The organism is Shimwellia blattae DSM 4481 = NBRC 105725 (assembly GCF_000262305.1).
GTDB classification, from domain to species: Bacteria; Pseudomonadota; Gammaproteobacteria; order Enterobacterales; family Enterobacteriaceae; genus Shimwellia; species Shimwellia blattae.
Genome location: NC_017910.1, coordinates 335,130 through 352,999 on the forward strand (window position 1 = coordinate 335,130; position 17,870 = coordinate 352,999).

Below are 17,870 nucleotides of genomic sequence, written 5' to 3' on the forward strand. Positions count from 1 at the left end.
TAGAAAATAACGAGCAGTAATACTCCGGCAGGCTTGTAGCTCAGGTGGTTAGAGCGCACCCCTGATAAGGGTGAGGTCGGTGGTTCGAGTCCACTCAGGCCTACCAATTTACTCCCTGACTTTGTTGTAGCAAAGCTCGCATACTTCAGTATGCTTCGCTTCACTACGCCGCGTCAGTCAGCAAATTAGGTTCACGGGGTTGTTGCTACGATGGGGCTATAGCTCAGCTGGGAGAGCGCCTGCTTTGCACGCAGGAGGTCTGCGGTTCGATCCCGCATAGCTCCACCATCGTCTGCTCGGAAATAAAAAAACTTCAGAACATACTGAATAAGTGTGTTGCGAAGTTTTGCTCTTTAAAAATCTGGAACAAGCTGAAAATTGAAACAATAAACGCGCAAGCGTTTATGAGTCTCTCAAATTATCACACCTGAAGACATCTTCGGGTTGTGAGGTTAAGCGACTAAGCGTACACGGTGGATGCCCTGGCAGTCAGAGGCGATGAAGGACGTGCTAATCTGCGAAAAGCGCCGGCGAGGTGATATGAACCTTTGACCCGGCGATGTCCGAATGGGGAAACCCAGTGTGTTTCGACACACTATCGTTAGCTGAATACATAGGCTAACGAGGCGAACCGGGGGAACTGAAACATCTAAGTACCCCGAGGAAAAGAAATCAACCGAGATTCCCCCAGTAGCGGCGAGCGAACGGGGAGCAGCCCAGAGTCTGAATCAGCGTGTGTGTTAGTGGAAGCGTCTGGAAAGTCGCGCGATACAGGGTGAAAGCCCCGTACACGAAAATGCACATGTTGTGAACTCGATGAGTAGGGCGGGACACGTGATATCCTGTCTGAAGATGGGGGGACCATCCTCCAAGGCTAAATACTCCTGACTGACCGATAGTGAACCAGTACCGTGAGGGAAAGGCGAAAAGAACCCCGGCGAGGGGAGTGAAAAAGAACCTGAAACCGTGTACGTACAAGCAGTGGGAGCATCCTTCGGGGTGTGACTGCGTACCTTTTGTATAATGGGTCAGCGACTTATATTCTGTAGCAAGGTTAACCGAATAGGGGAGCCGCAGGGAAACCGAGTCTTAACTGGGCGTTAAGTTGCAGGGTATAGACCCGAAACCCGGTGATCTAGCCATGGGCAGGTTGAAGGTTGGGTAACACTAACTGGAGGACCGAACCGACTAATGTTGAAAAATTAGCGGATGACTTGTGGCTGGGGGTGAAAGGCCAATCAAACCGGGAGATAGCTGGTTCTCCCCGAAAGCTATTTAGGTAGCGCCTCGTGAATTCATCTGTGGGGGTAGAGCACTGTTTCGGCTAGGGGGTCATCCCGACTTACCAACCCGATGCAAACTACGAATACCACAGAATGTTATCACGGGAGACACACGGCGGGTGCTAACGTCCGTCGTGAAGAGGGAAACAACCCAGACCGCCAGCTAAGGTCCCAAAGTCACAGTTAAGTGGGAAACGATGTGGGAAGGCCCAGACAGCCAGGATGTTGGCTTAGAAGCAGCCATCATTTAAAGAAAGCGTAATAGCTCACTGGTCGAGTCGGCCTGCGCGGAAGATGTAACGGGGCTAAACTGTGCACCGAAGCTGCGGCAGCGACACTCAGGTGTTGTTGGGTAGGGGAGCGTTCTGTAAGCCGTTGAAGGTGGTCTGTGAGGACTGCTGGAGGTATCAGAAGTGCGAATGCTGACATAAGTAACGATAATGCGGGTGAAAAACCCGCACGCCGGAAGACCAAGGGTTCCTGTCCAACGTTAATCGGGGCAGGGTGAGTCGACCCCTAAGGCGAGGCCGAAAGGCGTAGTCGATGGGAAACAGGTTAATATTCCTGTACTTGGTGTTACTGCGAAGGGGGGACGGAGAAGGCTATGTTATCCGGGCGACGGTCGTCCCGGTTTAAGCGTGTAGGTGTGTGGACCAGGCAAATCCGGTTCACTTCAACACTGAGGCGTGATGACGAGGCACTACGGTGCTGAAGTAACAAATGCCCTGCTTCCAGGAAAAGCCTCTAAGCATCAGGTAACATCAAATCGTACCCCAAACCGACACAGGTGGTCAGGTAGAGAATACCAAGGCGCTTGAGAGAACTCGGGTGAAGGAACTAGGCAAAATGGTGCCGTAACTTCGGGAGAAGGCACGCTGACATGTAGGTGAAGCCCCTGCGGGTGGAGCTGAAGTCAGTCGAAGATACCAGCTGGCTGCAACTGTTTATTAAAAACACAGCACTGTGCAAACACGAAAGTGGACGTATACGGTGTGACGCCTGCCCGGTGCCGGAAGGTTAATTGATGGGGTCAGCGCAAGCGAAGCTCCTGATCGAAGCCCCGGTAAACGGCGGCCGTAACTATAACGGTCCTAAGGTAGCGAAATTCCTTGTCGGGTAAGTTCCGACCTGCACGAATGGCGTAATGATGGCCAGGCTGTCTCCACCCGAGACTCAGTGAAATTGAACTCGCTGTGAAGATGCAGTGTACCCGCGGCAAGACGGAAAGACCCCGTGAACCTTTACTATAGCTTGACACTGAACATTGAGCCTTGATGTGTAGGATAGGTGGGAGGCTTTGAAGTGTGGACGCCAGTCTGCATGGAGCCAACCTTGAAATACCACCCTTTAATGTTTGATGTTCTAACGTAGACCCGTAATCCGGGTTGCGGACAGTGTCTGGTGGGTAGTTTGACTGGGGCGGTCTCCTCCCAAAGAGTAACGGAGGAGCACGAAGGTTAGCTAATCCTGGTCGGACATCAGGAGGTTAGTGCAAAGGCATAAGCTAGCTTGACTGCGAGAGTGACGGCTCGAGCAGGTGCGAAAGCAGGTCTTAGTGATCCGGTGGTTCTGAATGGAAGGGCCATCGCTCAACGGATAAAAGGTACTCCGGGGATAACAGGCTGATACCGCCCAAGAGTTCATATCGACGGCGGTGTTTGGCACCTCGATGTCGGCTCATCACATCCTGGGGCTGAAGTAGGTCCCAAGGGTATGGCTGTTCGCCATTTAAAGTGGTACGCGAGCTGGGTTTAGAACGTCGTGAGACAGTTCGGTCCCTATCTGCCGTGGGCGCTGGAGAACTGAGGGGGGCTGCTCCTAGTACGAGAGGACCGGAGTGGACGCATCACTGGTGTTCGGGTTGTCATGCCAATGGCATTGCCCGGTAGCTACATGCGGAAGAGATAAGTGCTGAAAGCATCTAAGCACGAAACTTGCCCCGAGATGAGTTCTCCCTGAGACTTAAAGTCTCCTGAAGGAACGTTGAAGACGACGACGTTGATAGGCCGGGTGTGTAAGTGCAGCGATGCATTGAGCTAACCGGTACTAATGAACCGTGAGGCTTAACCTTACAACGCCAAAGATGTTTTGGTGTGAAGACAGAGATGATATTCAGCTTGTGACAGATAAGACTGACCGGCGGAAGCGGGTTGGTAACAGAATATGCCTGGCGGCCGTAGCGCGGTGGTCCCACCTGACCCCATGCCGAACTCAGAAGTGAAACGCCGTAGCGCCGATGGTAGTGTGGGGTCTCCCCATGCGAGAGTAGGGAACTGCCAGGCTCCAATTTAAGTGTGCTGATATGGCTCAGTTGGTAGAGCGCACCCTTGGTAAGGGTGAGGTCCCCAGTTCGACTCTGGGTATCAGCACCAGTTTTTACGGGTTAAAGTTTGGCACGTAGTAAAGAATTTGTCTGACGGCCGTAGCGCGGTGGTCCCACCTGACCCCATGCCGAACTCAGAAGTGAAACGCCGTAGCGCCGATGGTAGTGTGGGGTCTCCCCATGCGAGAGTAGGGAACTGTCAGACATCAATTAGACAAAAAGCCCAGTCATGCGACTGGGCTTTTTGTTTTTCCGGATCCGGACAGACACCAACAGAGGCCGTAGCGGCCCCTGCTGAACCTGTTATCTGGTCAGTGCCACGATACCCAGCGTTAAACCCGCGACAGCGGCAGCTCCACCGGCAATAGCCCCGGCCGTTTCCCAGTTATCCTGAGTGGTTCCTTTCACACACGTATTGGTATGCACCAGACGGCCCTGATCGTCGTAAACCGGTACACAAGGGGAGTCGTGGGCGCAGCCCGCCAGTAGTGTCGCCAGTACCGCGACGGCTATCATTCTTTTCATCTTACACCTCTCTATACCCAGTAGCGGGAAAGTCGCTGCTTTCCCCGATATGCTGATATTACTCCTGGATTGTGGCCAGATAAGGGCGGAAAAATATCAAATTGTGTCCACTGTAAACATTAAGGAGATAAGTGCAGGCGTGAAAAGTGGTTCCCCCAAATAGTAAAAACTGGCTCTGGCGATCGCGGGTTGCGAAGGTTACAAACATGTTATCTCAGGCGAATACGCCAGGTACGCCTGCCCCGACAACGAGGAGATAAACATGAGTCATGAGAATGTCCAGCAGCGCCGTCTGAACGCCACACCGCGTGGTGTGGGTGTTATGTGCCAGTTTATGGCCGCCACAGCAGAAAATGCCACCATCACGGATACCGAAGGTAAAACCTACACGGATTTCGCCGCCGGGATTGCCGTGCTTAATACCGGGCACCGGCACCCGAAGGTCATTGCGGCGGCGCACCGGCAGCTGGATCTGTTTACCCATACGGCGTTTCAGGTTGTGCCTTATGAAAACTACATCTCGCTGGCAGAGCGGCTTAATGACCTGGTCCCGATTGACGGTGAAGTGAAAACCACGTTTTTTACGACCGGAGCAGAGGCGGTCGAAAACGCCGTGAAAATAGCCCGTGCAGCCACCGGGCGGCCGGGGGTGATTACCTTTACCGGGGCGTTTCATGGCCGTACGCTGCTGACGATGGCGCTAACGGGTAAGGTCGCCCCGTATAAGACAGGCTTTGGCCCGTTTCCGGGCTCTGTCTTTCATGCCCGTTATCCGAATGCCCTGCACGGTGTCAGCGTGGATGATGCGCTGCAAAGCCTGGACGATATCTTCCACTGCGATATTGCCCCACAGCAGGTGGCAGCGATTATCTATGAGCCGGTTCAGGGGGAAGGTGGCTTCAATGTGGCACCGGCAGAGTTCGTTAACGCCCTGCGTAGTCTGTGCGATCAGCACGGTATTTTACTGATTGCTGATGAGATCCAGTCCGGGTTTGCCCGCACCGGTAAAATGTTTGCCAGCGAATACTATCCGCAAGCCAGACCAGACCTGATGACAATGGCGAAGAGCCTGGGCGGTGGCTTCCCGATTTCGGCGGTGGCCGGGCGTGCAGAGTTAATGGATGCCCCGGCTCCTGGCGGGCTGGGGGGAACGTATGCCGGTAACCCGGTAGCCATTGCCACAGCCCATGCCGTGCTGGATGTTATCGCCGAAGAGCAGCTTGCCGCCCGGGCTAATACGCTGGGGGCTACGCTGTGTGAAGCGATTTCCGGCTGCCATAACCCGGCGGTTGCCCAGATCCGCGGGCGGGGCTCAATGATCGCCGTAGAGTTTAATGATCCTCAGACCGGTGCGCCGGCCCCGGAGGTGGCGAAAGATATTCAGCAGCGTGCGCTGGATCAGCAATTGATCCTGCTTACCTGCGGTATACACGGGAACGTTATCCGGTTCTTGTATCCGCTGACCATTCCGGATGCCCAGTTTGCCAGCGCGCTGAACATTCTGACCGGGATCCTGAAAAGCCCGCGCTGACGCTCCTGCGACAGGAAATAAAAAAAAGGCGCTTCCCCATGCCGGTAAGCGCCCTTTTATTCAACGAGTTAACTGATGGTAATCAGTTCATGCCGTATTTTTTCAGTTTTTTACGCAGCGTACCGCGGTTGATGCCCATCATCAGGGCTGCGCGGGTCTGATTACCACGGGTGTATTGCATCACCATGTCCAACAGGGGCTGTTCTACTTCAGCCAGTACCAGCTCATACAGGTCATTAACATCCTGACCATTCAGTTGAGCAAAATAGTTCTTCAGTGCCTGTTTTACCGAGTCACGCAGAGGTTTTTGGGTTACCTGATCCTGAGAGTTAACGGTAGAAACGGTCAGTACGTCAGAATTTACGCGTTGTTCGAACATAGTTCTGTCAGCTCTTTATTTCTGTTTACGCAAAATTTTCGAAGTATGCCTCCAACGCCTCCAGCTGCTCGCTGGCATCCTCAATGGCGTTGAATGTGCGCCGAAACTGGTCATCCGGAGCGTGTTCCTGGAGATACCAGGACACATGTTTACGAGCAATTCGGTAACCTTTTGCCGGACCATAAAAGTCATGCAGTGCCCGAACATGCTCACAAAGCAAGCGCTTAACCTCTGCCAGAGGCAGGGGCGGGAGCAGCTCTCCGGTGTCCAGATAATGCTGGATTTCCCGAAAGATCCAGGGTCTTCCCTGAGCCGCACGGCCTATCATCAGAGCATCAGCTCCTGTATAGTCCAGTACAGCTCTGGCTTTAAGCGGGTCTGTTATGTCGCCATTCGCGATGACCGGAATGGAAACGGTCTGCTTAACTGCCCGAATGCTGTCGTATTCGGCACTGCCCTGAAACAAACAAGCGCGGGTGCGCCCGTGTATCGTCAGTGCCTGAATACCGCAACGTTCAGCCAGTAGGGCAATTTCTGTGCAGTTACGGTGCTCCGGATCCCAGCCGGTGCGAATCTTCAGCGTTACAGGAACATCCACCGCGCTGACAACCGTGGAGAGGATCTTTTCGACCAGCTCCGGGTATTGCAGCAGGGCAGAGCCCGCCAGCTTGCGATTCACTTTCTTTGCCGGGCACCCCATATTGATATCAATAATCTGAGCGCCAGCCGCAACGTTAATACGCGCAGCTTCAGCCATTTCTTCAGGTACGCTTCCGGCAATTTGCACGGTGCGGATCCCTGGTTCATCAACATGCACCATACGCAGACGGGATTTGTCACTGGCCCATACTTCCGGGTTTGATGACATCATCTCCGAAACGGTCAGCCCGGCACCCATCTCATAACAGAGTGTCCGAAAGGGTCTGTCAGTGATGCCGGCCATAGGGGCTGCAATCAGACGGTTCCTGAGCTGATAGTGTCCAATGTGCATGAGTTAAGAAATGACCATACTGTGACTGCAAGGCGGCGTATATTACGCATTTTTTGCGCGAGATGAAAGGCCAAACTTTGAACAATCAGCTGTTGTAGATCAATGAATCTGCGCCTTTAGGCTGAAATATGCAGATTAACTCATATTAATCATAACGTTAGTTTTTATGGCAATATTTGTGCTGTTTAAATATTTCCTGAAAGTTCCACCGCCGCGCACAGGAAACCGCCCCAGGATGCTGTTTTTTCAGCCAAAATACGTTTCGTTTTTGGGAGCTGGTTCGCGGATTTTCCCGGGAAGTTGCTAACAGCTGGCGGAAAGTCAGGCGCAGGCTACCCCGCGCCTGAGGAAAAAATCAGCGTTTTTTACCGGTGATGCGACACCACTCTTCTTTTTCAGCCACCGGGTCGAGGGTGAACAGATCCTGGTAGGCTTCACAAACGCTTTCAGCCTGGGTGGCAAGCACCCCGGAAAGCCCCAGTAAACCGCCGTCAACGGGCAGCACGCTGATTAACGGTGCCAGCTCACGTAACGGGCCTGCCAGGATGTTTGCGACCACCACATCCGCTTTCATGGACGCAGGCTGATTCTGTGGCAGATACAGCTCCAGGCGTTCAGAAACCCCGTTACGCTGGGCGTTATCACGGCTGGCCTGGATTGCCTGGGGATCAATATCAATCCCGATGGCTTTTGCCGCCCCCAGCTTCAGTGCGGCGATCGCCAGGATCCCGGAACCGCAGCCAAAGTCGATAACCGTTTTACCTTCCAGATCCAGACCGTCCAGCCATTCCAGACACAGGGACGTGGTCGGATGGGTGCCGGTGCCAAACGCCAGGCCAGGATCCAGCATCACGTTAACCGCAGTCGGATCGGGAATTTCACGCCAGCTCGGGCAGATCCACAGGCGCTGACCAAAACGCATCGGGTGGAAGTTGTCCATCCACTCCCGCTCCCAGTCTTTATCTTCCAGCTGCTCAATACGGTGGGGGAAACCGGCTCCCAGCAGCGGGTGATTTTCCAGCAGGGCCACCACGGCTTTCATATCGGTTTCGGCGTCGTACAGGGCTATAACGTCCGTATCGCCCCACAGGCGGGTTTCCCCCGGCAGCGGTTCAAATACCGGCGTATCGTGGGTGTCCTGGAACGTCACGGAAACCGCGCCGCTCTCAATCAGGCCATCGCCCAGTTCTTCCGCCTGGTTACCGGTGGTATTAATTTTCAGTTGGATCCATGGCATGGCTTAACTCTTTATTTATCAGAATGTGAAACAGAAATTGTCGCCGCCCGGCTTTCGCCTGCGCGGTTACCAGTCAGAAACGCTATCAGGCTTAATAATAGTGAAGGCACTATCGGGTGAAAGCCAAATAGCTGGAGATTAACGGTGGCCAGCAGCGCGTAGATCACACCGCCGGTCACCATGGCGCTCAGGGCGCCAGTGCTGTTGGCCCGCTCCCAGTACAGCCCCAGCACCAGCGGCCAGAGGAACACCGCCTCCAGGCCGCCAAATGCCAGTAAATTGAGCCAGATTATCATTTCCGGCGGCCGCCAGGCCGCCAGCAACAGCAGGATCCCGAGGATAAGCGTAATGCCCGCAGACATACGTTTGAGGCGCTTCTCATTATGGACCTGCTCCGGGTGCATATTCAGCCACAGATCTTTAATGATGGTGGCTGAGGACTGCAGCAGCTGGGCGTTGATCGTTGACATGATGGCCGCCATCGGCGCGGCCAGGAAGATCCCGGCGGCAACCGGGGGCAGAACGGTGACCATCAGGGTCGGGATCACCAGATCCGGCACGGTCAGATCCGGCAGCACAGCGCGGCCCAGGGCGCCAGCCAGATGCATACCAAACATCAGGATTGCCACCACAATGGTGCCGATAATAATTCCCCGGTGTACCGCTTTACTGTCCTTATAAGAGATACAGCGTACGGCGGTATGGGGTAGACCTATCACCCCAAAGCAGACCAGCACCCAAAAGGAGGTCATAAACGCCGGGGAGAGGATATCCTCTGCCCCCCGGGGGGAGACCAGTTTCGGGTCGATCTGCTGTAGCTTATCCACCGCGCTGTGCAGGCCACCGGCCGCATGAACGATACCCACCAGCAGCAGGATAGTCCCCAGCAGCATTACCATGCCCTGTAGCGTGTCGTTGAGTACGCTGGCCCGGAAGCCGCCAAAAGCGGTATACAGGGCGATGCTGATCCCAAAGATCAACAGCCCGGTTTCATAGGGGATCCCGGCGGCGGTTTCCAGCAGGCGCGCACCACCAATAAACTGCACTGTCATGGCGCCGACAAACGCCACCAGCAGGCTCAGGCTGGCAAACCATACCAGCACCCGGCTCCGGTAGCGGGCGTATAACATGTCATTGAGCGTTACCGCATTATAACGGCGGGCGAGAATGGCGAATTTTTTACCCAGAATACCCAGCGACAGCCAGATGGCGGGTAACTGGATCATCGCCAGTAGCACCCAGCCCAGCCCGTATTTGTATGCCGCACCCGGCCCGCCAATAAACGAGCTGGCGCTGATATAAGTGGCGACCAGGGTCATTGCCAGCACAACACCGCCCATGGAGCGGCTGCCAAGGAAGTATTCATTAAGAAAGTTGCCGCTGCTGCGCCGGCGCATGGCATATACCGATATGCCCATCACCATGATCAGGTAGGCTACAAGGGGAACGATCACTTCAGGACGCACGATCATCCTCCAGCGGGATATCTTTAAAGATGATTTTTATCATCAGCCAGCAGAGCACAACAAAGCTCAGGGGCACCAGCAGGCAGGCCATTTCAAACCAGTGGGGGAGCCCTGTGATCCCCGGCTGTGAATCAGGTAAGTAAGCGGCTACTAACCATGCTGCCAGATACAGCAGTGTCAGCCAGAGTGCCCAGCGAGCCTCTTTATGTGCCTGGATAAAGCGTTTATCCATTGGAACTCCGGGTCGTGAAGAAAGGCGCGATTGTACCTTATGGGGAAGGGATCAAAAAAGAAAAAGGCCGGTTTCCCGGCCTGAGTGCAGCTTCAGAAGATTACTTCTCCTGAAGACCGAGTTTCTTCTCAAGGTAGTGGATATTGCTACCACCACGCTGGAAGTTTTCGTCATCCATAATGCGCATCTGCAGCTCAATGTTGGTTTTAATACCATCAATGATCAGTTCCTGCAGCGCAATCTTCATGCGCGAAATCGCCACTTCACGGGTTTCACCGTAGCAAATCAGCTTACCAATCATGGAGTCATAGTAAGGCGGCACGGTATAGCCCGCATAGATATGCGACTCCCAGCGCACGCCAAAACCGCCTGGCGCGTGGAAGCGGGTGATTTTGCCCGGGCTTGGCAGGAAGGTTTTCGGATCTTCGGCGTTAATACGGCATTCCACCGCATGGCCGCGCACCACGATATCTTCCTGCTTAATGGACAGGGGCTGACCTGCGGCAATACGCAGCTGCTCTTTGATAAGGTCCACACCGGTTATCATTTCGGTAACCGGGTGCTCTACCTGGATACGGGTGTTCATTTCAATGAAATAGAACTCGCCGTCTTCGAACAGGAACTCGAAAGTACCCGCCCCGCGGTAACCGATATCCACACAGGCTTTAGCACAGCGGCTGCCGATAAACTGGCGCAGTTCAGGCGTAATGCCCGGTGCCGGTGCCTCTTCCACCACTTTCTGGTGGCGGCGCTGCATGGAGCAGTCGCGCTCAGCCAGGTAGATGGCGTTGCCCTGGCCGTCGGCCAGAACCTGGATCTCCACATGGCGCGGGTTTTCCAGATATTTTTCCATGTATACCATGTCGTTGCTGAAGGCAGCTTTCGCTTCAGCACGGGTCATGGTGATGGATTCTGCCAGGTGCTCGTCGTCGCGCACAACGCGCATACCGCGACCGCCGCCGCCGCCAGAGGCTTTGATAATTACCGGGTAACCAATGCGTTTGGCAATGGCGCGGTTTTTATCCATATCGTCGCCCAGCGGGCCATCAGACCCCGGTACGCACGGTACACCGGCTTCTTTCATGGCGTGAATAGCGGAAACTTTGTCGCCCATCAGGCGGATAGTTTCGGCTTTCGGGCCAATAAAGATAAAGCCAGAGCGTTCAACTTGTTCTGCGAAGTCGGCGTTTTCAGACAGGAAGCCATAACCCGGATGGATGGCAACAGCCCCGGTGATTTCCGCAGCGGAGATAATCGCCGGGATATTCAGGTAGCTTTTTACTGACGGGGCCGGCCCGATGCAGACGGTTTCGTCTGCCAGCAGTACGTGTTTCAGATCGCGGTCCGCAGTGGAATGCACAGCAACGGTCTTGATGCCCAGTTCTTTACAGGCACGCAGGATACGCAGCGCGATTTCCCCACGGTTGGCGATAACAATTTTATCCAGCATTGTTCGCCTCGTTATTCGATGACGACCAGCGGCTCGTCAAATTCTACAGGCTGACCGTTTTCGACCAGAACAGCTTTCACCACACCGGCTTTATCTGCTTCGATCTGGTTCATCATTTTCATTGCTTCAACGATGCACAGGGTATCGCCGACGTTGACTTTCTGGCCCACTTCCACAAATGCTTTCGCATCCGGGCTTGGGGTACGGTAGAAGGTGCCGACCATCGGGGAACGCACAATGTGGCCACTGATTTCAGCTGCCGCTGGCGCTTCCATTGCCGGTGCAGTTGGTGCAACGGCATTTGCCAGGGCTGGTTGTGGCTGCTGAGGTTGCATATAAGGCGCGGCATATGCCTGCTGCATAACTGGTGCCTGATTGACGACGGCACGGCTGATGCGTACTGACTCTTCTCCCTCAGAAATTTCCAGTTCAGCGATGCCTGATTCTTCAACCAGTTCAATCAGTTTTTTAATCTTACGAATATCCATGAGTGGGTTCCGTACTCTCGTTTAGTTTGACTTTGACAGGCGTTTTACCGCTGTCTGTAGTGCCCAGGAGTAGCCATCTGCGCCAAAACCGCAGATAACTCCGGCAGCAATATCAGAAAGATATGAATGATGGCGGAACGGCTCGCGGGCATGCACATTGCTGAGGTGTATTTCGATAAACGGAATACTGACCGCCAGCAGGGCGTCGCGAAGCGCAACGCTGGTATGCGTAAATGCGGCCGGATTAATCAGGATATAGTCCACAGTGTCTTTAGCCTGATGAATACGGTCAATTAGCGCATATTCCGCGTTTGACTGCAGGTGCTCCAGTGTCACATTCAACATCCTGGCCTCTGTTTCCAGAAGCTGAACAATTTCTGCCAGCGTCTGGCTGCCGTATTTTTCTGGCTCGCGAGTGCCGAGCATATTCAGGTTAGGGCCATTCAAAAGCAGAATGCGAAATTTATCTGACATCGTGCCGCGATCTCCAGCGATTTTCAGGTAATTTACAAAATATACCTAAGTTTCGGGATTGTCACCTGGCGGGCGTTAACGGCGACCAGGCCAAAAACCAAAGTCGCACATTATAACCATTTCGTAGCATTTCGCAGCTAAATACTGGTCTTATCAGGGAAGATTATCAACTGATATCAAAGAAAAGGGCGGATTACCGCCAGGTTATGCAGGGGAGAGCACGTTTCAGCGGCGATTTTGCCATAACCGGGTGAGTTTCCGGTAACGCAGTCCCAACAACAGAAGCGCCCCCAGGCCATAAAGCAGCGGCTGGGGAGAGATAACCTTCACTGACCACAGGTAATGAACCGGCGCCAGAATTGCCACAATATAGACCCCATTGTGCAGGGTTTGCCAGCGTTTTGCGAGAAATCGCTGGGCGCGGCGGGTAGAGGTGACCGCCAGCGCCAGCAAAATTAACCAGCAAATCGCCCCGAGAATCAGATACGGGCGGGAGAGTACCTCCTGGCCAAATAGCAACAGATTTGCGATACCCAGCTCCAGCAGCGCATAGCTGGCTAAGTGCAGCGTGGCCCAGGCAAAACACCAGAGCCCCAGCAAACGGCGGGTTTGCATCAGTAGCGACTGGCGGGTCATCCGGGCGAGAGGCGAGACCAGCAACACCGCCAGCAGCAGCTTCAGGGCCATTCGCCCGGTAAAATGCTGGATATCTTTAGCAGGGTCGGCGCTAAGGCCGCCCTGGGTAACGGCAACAAACAGCCAGATAAGCGGTAAAGCCGCCGCCAGATGCAGCGCGGCCTTCAGCCAGAAAAGGTGTCGACGGGTCAGGTGCATATTAAAAGTTATCCCGCAGATTCAGCCCGCGATACAGGGCGGCGACCTCGTCTGCGTACCCGTTAAACAGCAGCGTGGGCTGGCGCTTCACATCCAGTATGCCGCCGCTACCGATAAACCGCTCCGTGGCCTGGGACCAGCGGGGATGGTTCACCTGAGGGTTCACATTGGCATAAAAACCGTATTCATTCGGTGCCGACAGGTTCCAGGTTGTTGGTGGGCGCTCACGTACCAGTTTGATACTGACGATGGACTTAATGCTCTTAAAGCCATATTTCCACGGCACCACCAGGCGAACAGGTGCACCGTTCTGGGGCGGCAGTGTTTTACCGTAGACCCCGGTCGCCATCAGCGTGAGCGGGTGCATGGCCTCGTCAATACGCAGCCCCTCCACATAAGGGTACTGGATCCCGCCGCCGATAAAGCGGTCCTTCTGGCCCGGCATTTGCTCCGGGCGGTACAGGGTTTCAAAGGCCACGTATTTTGCGTCGCTGGTGGGCTCTGCCAGGGCCAGCAGTTTATGCAGCGGGAAGCCCACCCAGGGGATCACCATGGACCAGGCTTCCACACAGCGCAGCCGGTAGATGCGCTCTTCCAGCGTAAATTTCCGGAGCAGATCCTCGTGGCTGAGCGTCAGGGGTTTTGCCACTTCGCCGCTGATTGTCAGGCTCCAGGGGTCTGTGACCAGGATACCGGCATTGGCGGCGGGGTCGGCCTTATCCAGGCCGAACTCGTAAAAGTTGTTGTACCCGGTGATTTTATCTTCCGGGGTGAGGGGCAGCGTACTTTGCCACTGCTCCGGCTTACTGAATTCCAGCGGCTTGCCGGGGGCGGGCCTGGGGCGATCGTTGCCTTTAAACCAGTCGAGGACATTCGCCTGAGCCCGGGAGGATAGTGTCAGGGAGGCGGCGCCAATCCCCAGGTATTTCAGCACCTGGCGGCGGTCCATATTAAAGACGGACTCTGCCGTGACGTCTGCATCCTTCAGTATTTTTTTGCTGCGCATTTCAACCTCCGGGATCAATGGCTTACATGGCGACTCCACAGAGTCAGGTCGTTGCAGCGTATCATCATGTCCGGTGAGCAAATATTCGCGTTTTTGTTAAAATTATTCGCCACCAGGAGGATGTCAGATTAAGTGTAGCCCGCCGGGTATGTGAATATTCCGTTTATTCCTGGTGATAAATAACGGATAAATTCAGACAGCTTTGCTAGTATGCTAGCCGGTTGAATAGTGAAAAGTTAGTGCTTACTCCTGAGTGGAGTTGCCTGTACCGGAACAGGCAGTAAGGCATAAGAGAGAATATTACCCACCAGGCGGAGTTATCACACGGATGCGATTAACGACCAAATTTTCAGCATATTTAGCACTGTTAACCGGGCTGGCCATTGCCGCTACCCTGTTTGGTGCCTCACTGAGCTTTTATACCTCAGTCCAGACTAAAAGCGCGCTGCGGGTAGAGGCGGTGGCCACCATTGTCGATAACCAGTTGCTGAACCACTCCCCGGCGGAGCTGAACCGCTATGTTCAGGCGCTGATGATCCCCTCCGATATTGTCCGCTTCGAACTGCTCAGCGGCGGGCGTACTTTACTGGATAGCCAGCTGCACGGCACCTATGCCCCGGGCCGCAAGGCGCTCCGGGCGCATGTGGTCACCATTACGTTGCTCAAACACCCGGGAATGCAGGTGCGGATGACCTATCACGACCCGGCAGCAGAGTATTACCAGTCGGTTCTGACCATGGGGCCGCTGACTATCGCCATTGGTTTTATGGTGCTGGTGGTCTTTTTTTCTTCCCGCTGGGTGAAGCGCCAGTTGCGGGGCCAGGAGGCGATGGAGCTGCGGGCGGAGCGCATTTTACGGGGCGAGCGGAGCAAAGCGGTGCGCGGCAGCGCCGTTGAGTGGCCCTATCGCACCAGCCTTGCCCTGGACCGCCTGCTGGATGAGCTACAGGAGGCCGGTGTCCGGCGCCACCGGGTTGATACGCTGATTCGCAGCTACGCCGCCCGGGACGATAAAACCGGCCTGAACAACCGGCTGTTTTTCGATAACCAGCTGGCGACCCTGCTTGATGAGCGCGAAGGCGACGGTATGCACGGGGTGGTGATGTTAATCCGCCTGCCGGATGCCGATGTGCTGCGCGACTCCTGGGGAGAGGCGGATGTGGAAGAGGTGATGATCCGGATTGTGGATATGATCTCTTCTTTTATTACCCGCTACCCCGGCGCGCTGCTGGCCCGCTACTTCCGCAACGATTTCGCGGTATTGCTGCCCCACCGGACACTGAAAGAGGCCGACAGCATGGCCAGCCAGCTGGTGAAGCAGATTGACGCGCTACCGGGCTCGCGCATTGTGGATCGCAATAATATGCTCCATATCGGCGTCTGTGCCTGGCGCAGCGGCCAGTCGACTGAGCAGATCATGGAAAATGCCGCCGAAGCGGTGCGCCACGCGGCCCTGCAGGGCGGGAATGGCTGGTCGGTTTATGACGACTCCCTGCCGGAAAAAGGGCGCGGAAATGTACGCTGGCGCACGCTGATTGAGCGTACTCTGCAAAGCCAGGGGCCGCGTCTGTACCAGAAACCCGCCGTGCTGAACGAGGGGCAGGTACATCACCGGGAGATCCTGGGCCGCATTGCGGATGGTGAGCAGGAGGTGGTTGCCGCAGAATATATTCTGATGGTGCGCCAGTTCGGGTTATCGGAATCTTATGATCGGCTGATGCTCTCCCGGGTGTTGCAGTTGCTGACCATCTGGCCGGAAGAGACCTTCGCGGTGGCGGTGTCGGTTGAGTCGCTGATTCGCGACACCTTTCAGCGCTGGCTGCGCGATACGCTGATGCAGTGCGAGCGCAGCCGCCGCCAGCGGCTGATTGTGGAGCTGGAAGAGGCGGATGTGAGCCAGCACGGGGAGCGTCTTGAGCGTGTTGTTCGCTTAATTAAAGGGCTGGGCGCCCGGGTGGCGGTCTCCCAGGCGGGGCTGACGGTGGTGAGCAGCGCCTATATTCCGGAGCTGGGGGTCGAATTTATTAAACTTCACCCGGGGCTGGTGCGTAATATTGATAAGCGCACGGAGAATAAACTTTTTGTCCAGAGTCTTGTCGAAGCCTGTCGTGGCCAGGGAACGCTGGTTTTCGCTTCGGGGGTGCGCACCCGCAGCGAGTGGCAAACCTTGCTTTCCTGCGGGGTCAGCGGTGCGCAGGGGGATTTTTTTGCTGAATCCCGGCCGCTGGATCTGCAGGTGAAAAAATATTTGCAAAGATATTCGGTTTGACCTGCTGTTTACGCCGTTTTCACGTAGAATGTTGCGCGCTGCATCTGGAGTGGGGCGTACTAGCGAGCCAGCCGGAATAGCGCAGCACGTATACGACAGTTGGTTTCTCTGACTGGCTTCCCGGTTGTATTAAGAATTATCTGGTGCTGAAGTGCCTGAATGAGTGTCGGCGGGAAGTGGCGTTGTCGCACTATGTAACAACCTGGTCATATCAGAAACGAACTGCACTATTTTTCACCGTAACAGAACATTTTTGCGCCTTGTCCCTGTTGCGTGTGGTTGGTAAAGTAAGCGGATTTTGTGTCTGCCCCAGCTTTCAGGATTATCCCTTAGTATGTTGAAAAAATTTCGTGGCATGTTTTCTAATGACCTGTCCATTGACCTGGGTACTGCGAATACCCTGATTTATGTAAAAGGACAAGGCATCGTTTTGAATGAGCCTTCTGTGGTTGCTATTCGTCAGGATCGTGCCGGCTCACCGAAAAGTGTTGCCGCCGTTGGTCACGATGCAAAACAGATGCTCGGCCGTACCCCGGGTAATATCGCGGCCATCCGCCCGATGAAAGACGGGGTTATCGCTGACTTTTTCGTAACCGAAAAAATGCTCCAGCACTTTATTAAGCAGGTTCACAGCAACAGCTTTATGCGCCCGAGCCCGCGTGTTCTGGTGTGCGTACCGGTAGGGGCGACCCAGGTAGAACGCCGCGCGATCCGTGAATCCGCCCAGGGCGCAGGCGCCCGCGAAGTATTCCTGATTGAAGAGCCAATGGCTGCGGCCATCGGTGCCGGGCTGCCGGTATCTGAAGCCACCGGCTCTATGGTGGTGGATATTGGTGGTGGTACTACCGAAGTGGCGGTTATCTCCCTGAACGGGGTGGTCTACTCTTCTTCTGTACGCATTGGCGGCGATCGTTTTGATGAAGCTATCATCAACTATGTGCGCCGTAACTATGGCTCCCTGATTGGTGAAGCCACGGCTGAGCGCATCAAGCACGAAATCGGCTCTGCCTATCCGGGTGATGAAGTCCGCGAAATCGAAGTGCGCGGCCGTAACCTGGCAGAAGGGGTTCCGCGTGGCTTTACCCTGAACTCTAACGAGATCCTGGAAGCGCTGCAGGAGCCGCTGACCGGTATCGTCAGTGCTGTTATGGTGGCGCTGGAGCAGTGCCCGCCGGAGCTGGCGTCCGACATTTCTGAACGCGGTATGGTACTGACTGGCGGCGGGGCGCTGCTGCGTAATCTGGATCGTTTACTGATGGAAGAGACCGGTATTCCGGTTGTGGTTGCCGAAGATCCGTTAACCTGCGTTGCCCGCGGTGGCGGTAAAGCCCTTGAAATGATCGACATGCATGGCGGCGACTTATTCAGCGAAGAGTAATCTG

General features: G+C 55.0%; 14 protein-coding genes, 3 tRNA genes and 3 rRNA genes. 9 read left to right on the forward strand and 11 right to left on the reverse strand.

Going from position 1 to position 17,870, the window contains the following annotated elements; translation table 11 throughout:
- The first annotated feature begins 29 nt into the window (after window positions 1–29).
- From EBL_RS01560 to rrf (EBL_RS01585), 6 genes are all read left to right on the forward strand, one after another.
- Window positions 30–106: transfer RNA gene (locus EBL_RS01560), tRNA-Ile, on the forward strand.
- A 106-nt stretch (window positions 107–212) separates the two neighbouring features.
- Window positions 213–288 (forward strand) — tRNA-Ala (locus tag EBL_RS01565).
- 162 nt (window positions 289–450) lie between these two features.
- Window positions 451–3,354: ribosomal RNA gene (locus EBL_RS01570) — 23S ribosomal RNA — on the forward strand.
- Window positions 3,355–3,449: 95 nt separating this feature from the next.
- Window positions 3,450–3,565: ribosomal RNA gene (rrf, locus tag EBL_RS01575) — 5S ribosomal RNA — on the forward strand.
- Between the two features lie 14 nt (window positions 3,566–3,579).
- A tRNA-Thr gene (locus EBL_RS01580) sits at window positions 3,580–3,655 on the forward strand.
- A 40-nt stretch (window positions 3,656–3,695) separates the two neighbouring features.
- A 5S ribosomal RNA gene (rrf, locus tag EBL_RS01585) occupies window positions 3,696–3,811 on the forward strand.
- 98 nt (window positions 3,812–3,909) lie between these two features.
- On the opposite strand, the gene EBL_RS01590 is transcribed toward rrf (EBL_RS01585), so the two are convergent.
- The gene (locus tag EBL_RS01590; protein WP_014715741.1) at window positions 3,910–4,131 is read right to left on the reverse strand and encodes a lipoprotein; all 222 of its coding nucleotides are present in this window, start codon (window positions 4,129–4,131) and stop codon (window positions 3,910–3,912) included.
- A 262-nt stretch (window positions 4,132–4,393) separates the two neighbouring features.
- On the opposite strand from EBL_RS01590, the gene EBL_RS01595 reads away from it, so the two are divergent.
- Window positions 4,394–5,662: a 4-aminobutyrate--2-oxoglutarate transaminase gene (locus EBL_RS01595; RefSeq protein ID WP_002442128.1), complete on the forward strand. Its 1,269-nt coding sequence runs from the start codon at window positions 4,394–4,396 to the stop codon at window positions 5,660–5,662.
- Between the two features lie 82 nt (window positions 5,663–5,744).
- Here EBL_RS01595 and fis read toward each other — a convergent pair whose 3' ends face one another.
- The 10 genes from fis to msrP all read right to left on the reverse strand — a co-directional run bounded on the left by fis (window position 5,745) and on the right by msrP (window position 14,219).
- Window positions 5,745–6,041 carry a DNA-binding transcriptional regulator Fis gene (gene fis, locus EBL_RS01600; RefSeq protein WP_000462905.1) on the reverse strand — a complete coding sequence of 99 codons (297 nt, stop codon included), beginning with the start codon at window positions 6,039–6,041 and terminating at the stop codon, window positions 5,745–5,747.
- A 25-nt stretch (window positions 6,042–6,066) separates the two neighbouring features.
- Window positions 6,067–7,032 carry a tRNA dihydrouridine synthase DusB gene (gene dusB, locus EBL_RS01605; protein ID WP_002442126.1) on the reverse strand — a complete coding sequence of 322 codons (966 nt, stop codon included), beginning with the start codon at window positions 7,030–7,032 and terminating at the stop codon, window positions 6,067–6,069.
- 355 nt (window positions 7,033–7,387) lie between these two features.
- Window positions 7,388–8,269: a 50S ribosomal protein L11 methyltransferase gene (gene prmA / locus EBL_RS01610; RefSeq protein WP_002442124.1), complete on the reverse strand. Its 882-nt coding sequence runs from the start codon at window positions 8,267–8,269 to the stop codon at window positions 7,388–7,390.
- Window positions 8,270–8,280: 11 nt separating this feature from the next.
- The gene (gene panF / locus EBL_RS01615; RefSeq protein WP_002442121.1) at window positions 8,281–9,735 is read right to left on the reverse strand and encodes a sodium/pantothenate symporter; all 1,455 of its coding nucleotides are present in this window, start codon (window positions 9,733–9,735) and stop codon (window positions 8,281–8,283) included.
- A complete protein-coding gene (locus EBL_RS01620; RefSeq protein ID WP_002442119.1) occupies window positions 9,725–9,967 on the reverse strand; it encodes a YhdT family protein in 243 nt (80 codons plus the stop codon). Before EBL_RS01620 ends, panF begins: the two co-directional genes overlap by 11 nt.
- A gap of 100 nt (window positions 9,968–10,067) precedes the next feature.
- Entirely contained in the window at window positions 10,068–11,417 is a 1,350-nt protein-coding gene (gene accC / locus EBL_RS01625) for an acetyl-CoA carboxylase biotin carboxylase subunit (protein WP_002442117.1), read from the reverse strand.
- 11 nt (window positions 11,418–11,428) lie between these two features.
- The gene (gene accB, locus EBL_RS01630; RefSeq protein WP_002442116.1) at window positions 11,429–11,905 is read right to left on the reverse strand and encodes an acetyl-CoA carboxylase biotin carboxyl carrier protein; all 477 of its coding nucleotides are present in this window, start codon (window positions 11,903–11,905) and stop codon (window positions 11,429–11,431) included.
- 21 nt (window positions 11,906–11,926) lie between these two features.
- Window positions 11,927–12,379 (reverse strand): type II 3-dehydroquinate dehydratase, encoded by a 453-nt coding sequence (gene aroQ, locus EBL_RS01635; protein ID WP_002442114.1) that lies wholly within the window; start codon window positions 12,377–12,379, stop codon window positions 11,927–11,929.
- 225 nt (window positions 12,380–12,604) lie between these two features.
- Window positions 12,605–13,213 (reverse strand): protein-methionine-sulfoxide reductase heme-binding subunit MsrQ, encoded by a 609-nt coding sequence (msrQ, locus tag EBL_RS01640; RefSeq protein WP_002442112.1) that lies wholly within the window; start codon window positions 13,211–13,213, stop codon window positions 12,605–12,607.
- 1 nt (window position 13,214) lies between these two features.
- Complete coding sequence (gene msrP, locus EBL_RS01645; RefSeq protein WP_002442110.1) at window positions 13,215–14,219, reverse strand: protein-methionine-sulfoxide reductase catalytic subunit MsrP; 1,005 nt, start codon at window positions 14,217–14,219, stop codon at window positions 13,215–13,217.
- Window positions 14,220–14,547: 328 nt separating this feature from the next.
- Between msrP and csrD the strand changes: the two genes are divergently transcribed.
- Window positions 14,548–16,488, forward strand: coding sequence for an RNase E specificity factor CsrD (gene csrD, locus EBL_RS01650; protein ID WP_002442108.1), 1,941 nt, complete (start codon window positions 14,548–14,550; stop codon window positions 16,486–16,488).
- Between the two features lie 334 nt (window positions 16,489–16,822).
- On the forward strand, window positions 16,823–17,866 hold the full coding sequence (gene mreB, locus EBL_RS01655; protein WP_000913396.1) for a rod shape-determining protein MreB: 1,044 nt from the start codon (window positions 16,823–16,825) through the stop codon (window positions 17,864–17,866).
- The last annotated feature ends 4 nt before the right edge of the window (window positions 17,867–17,870 follow it).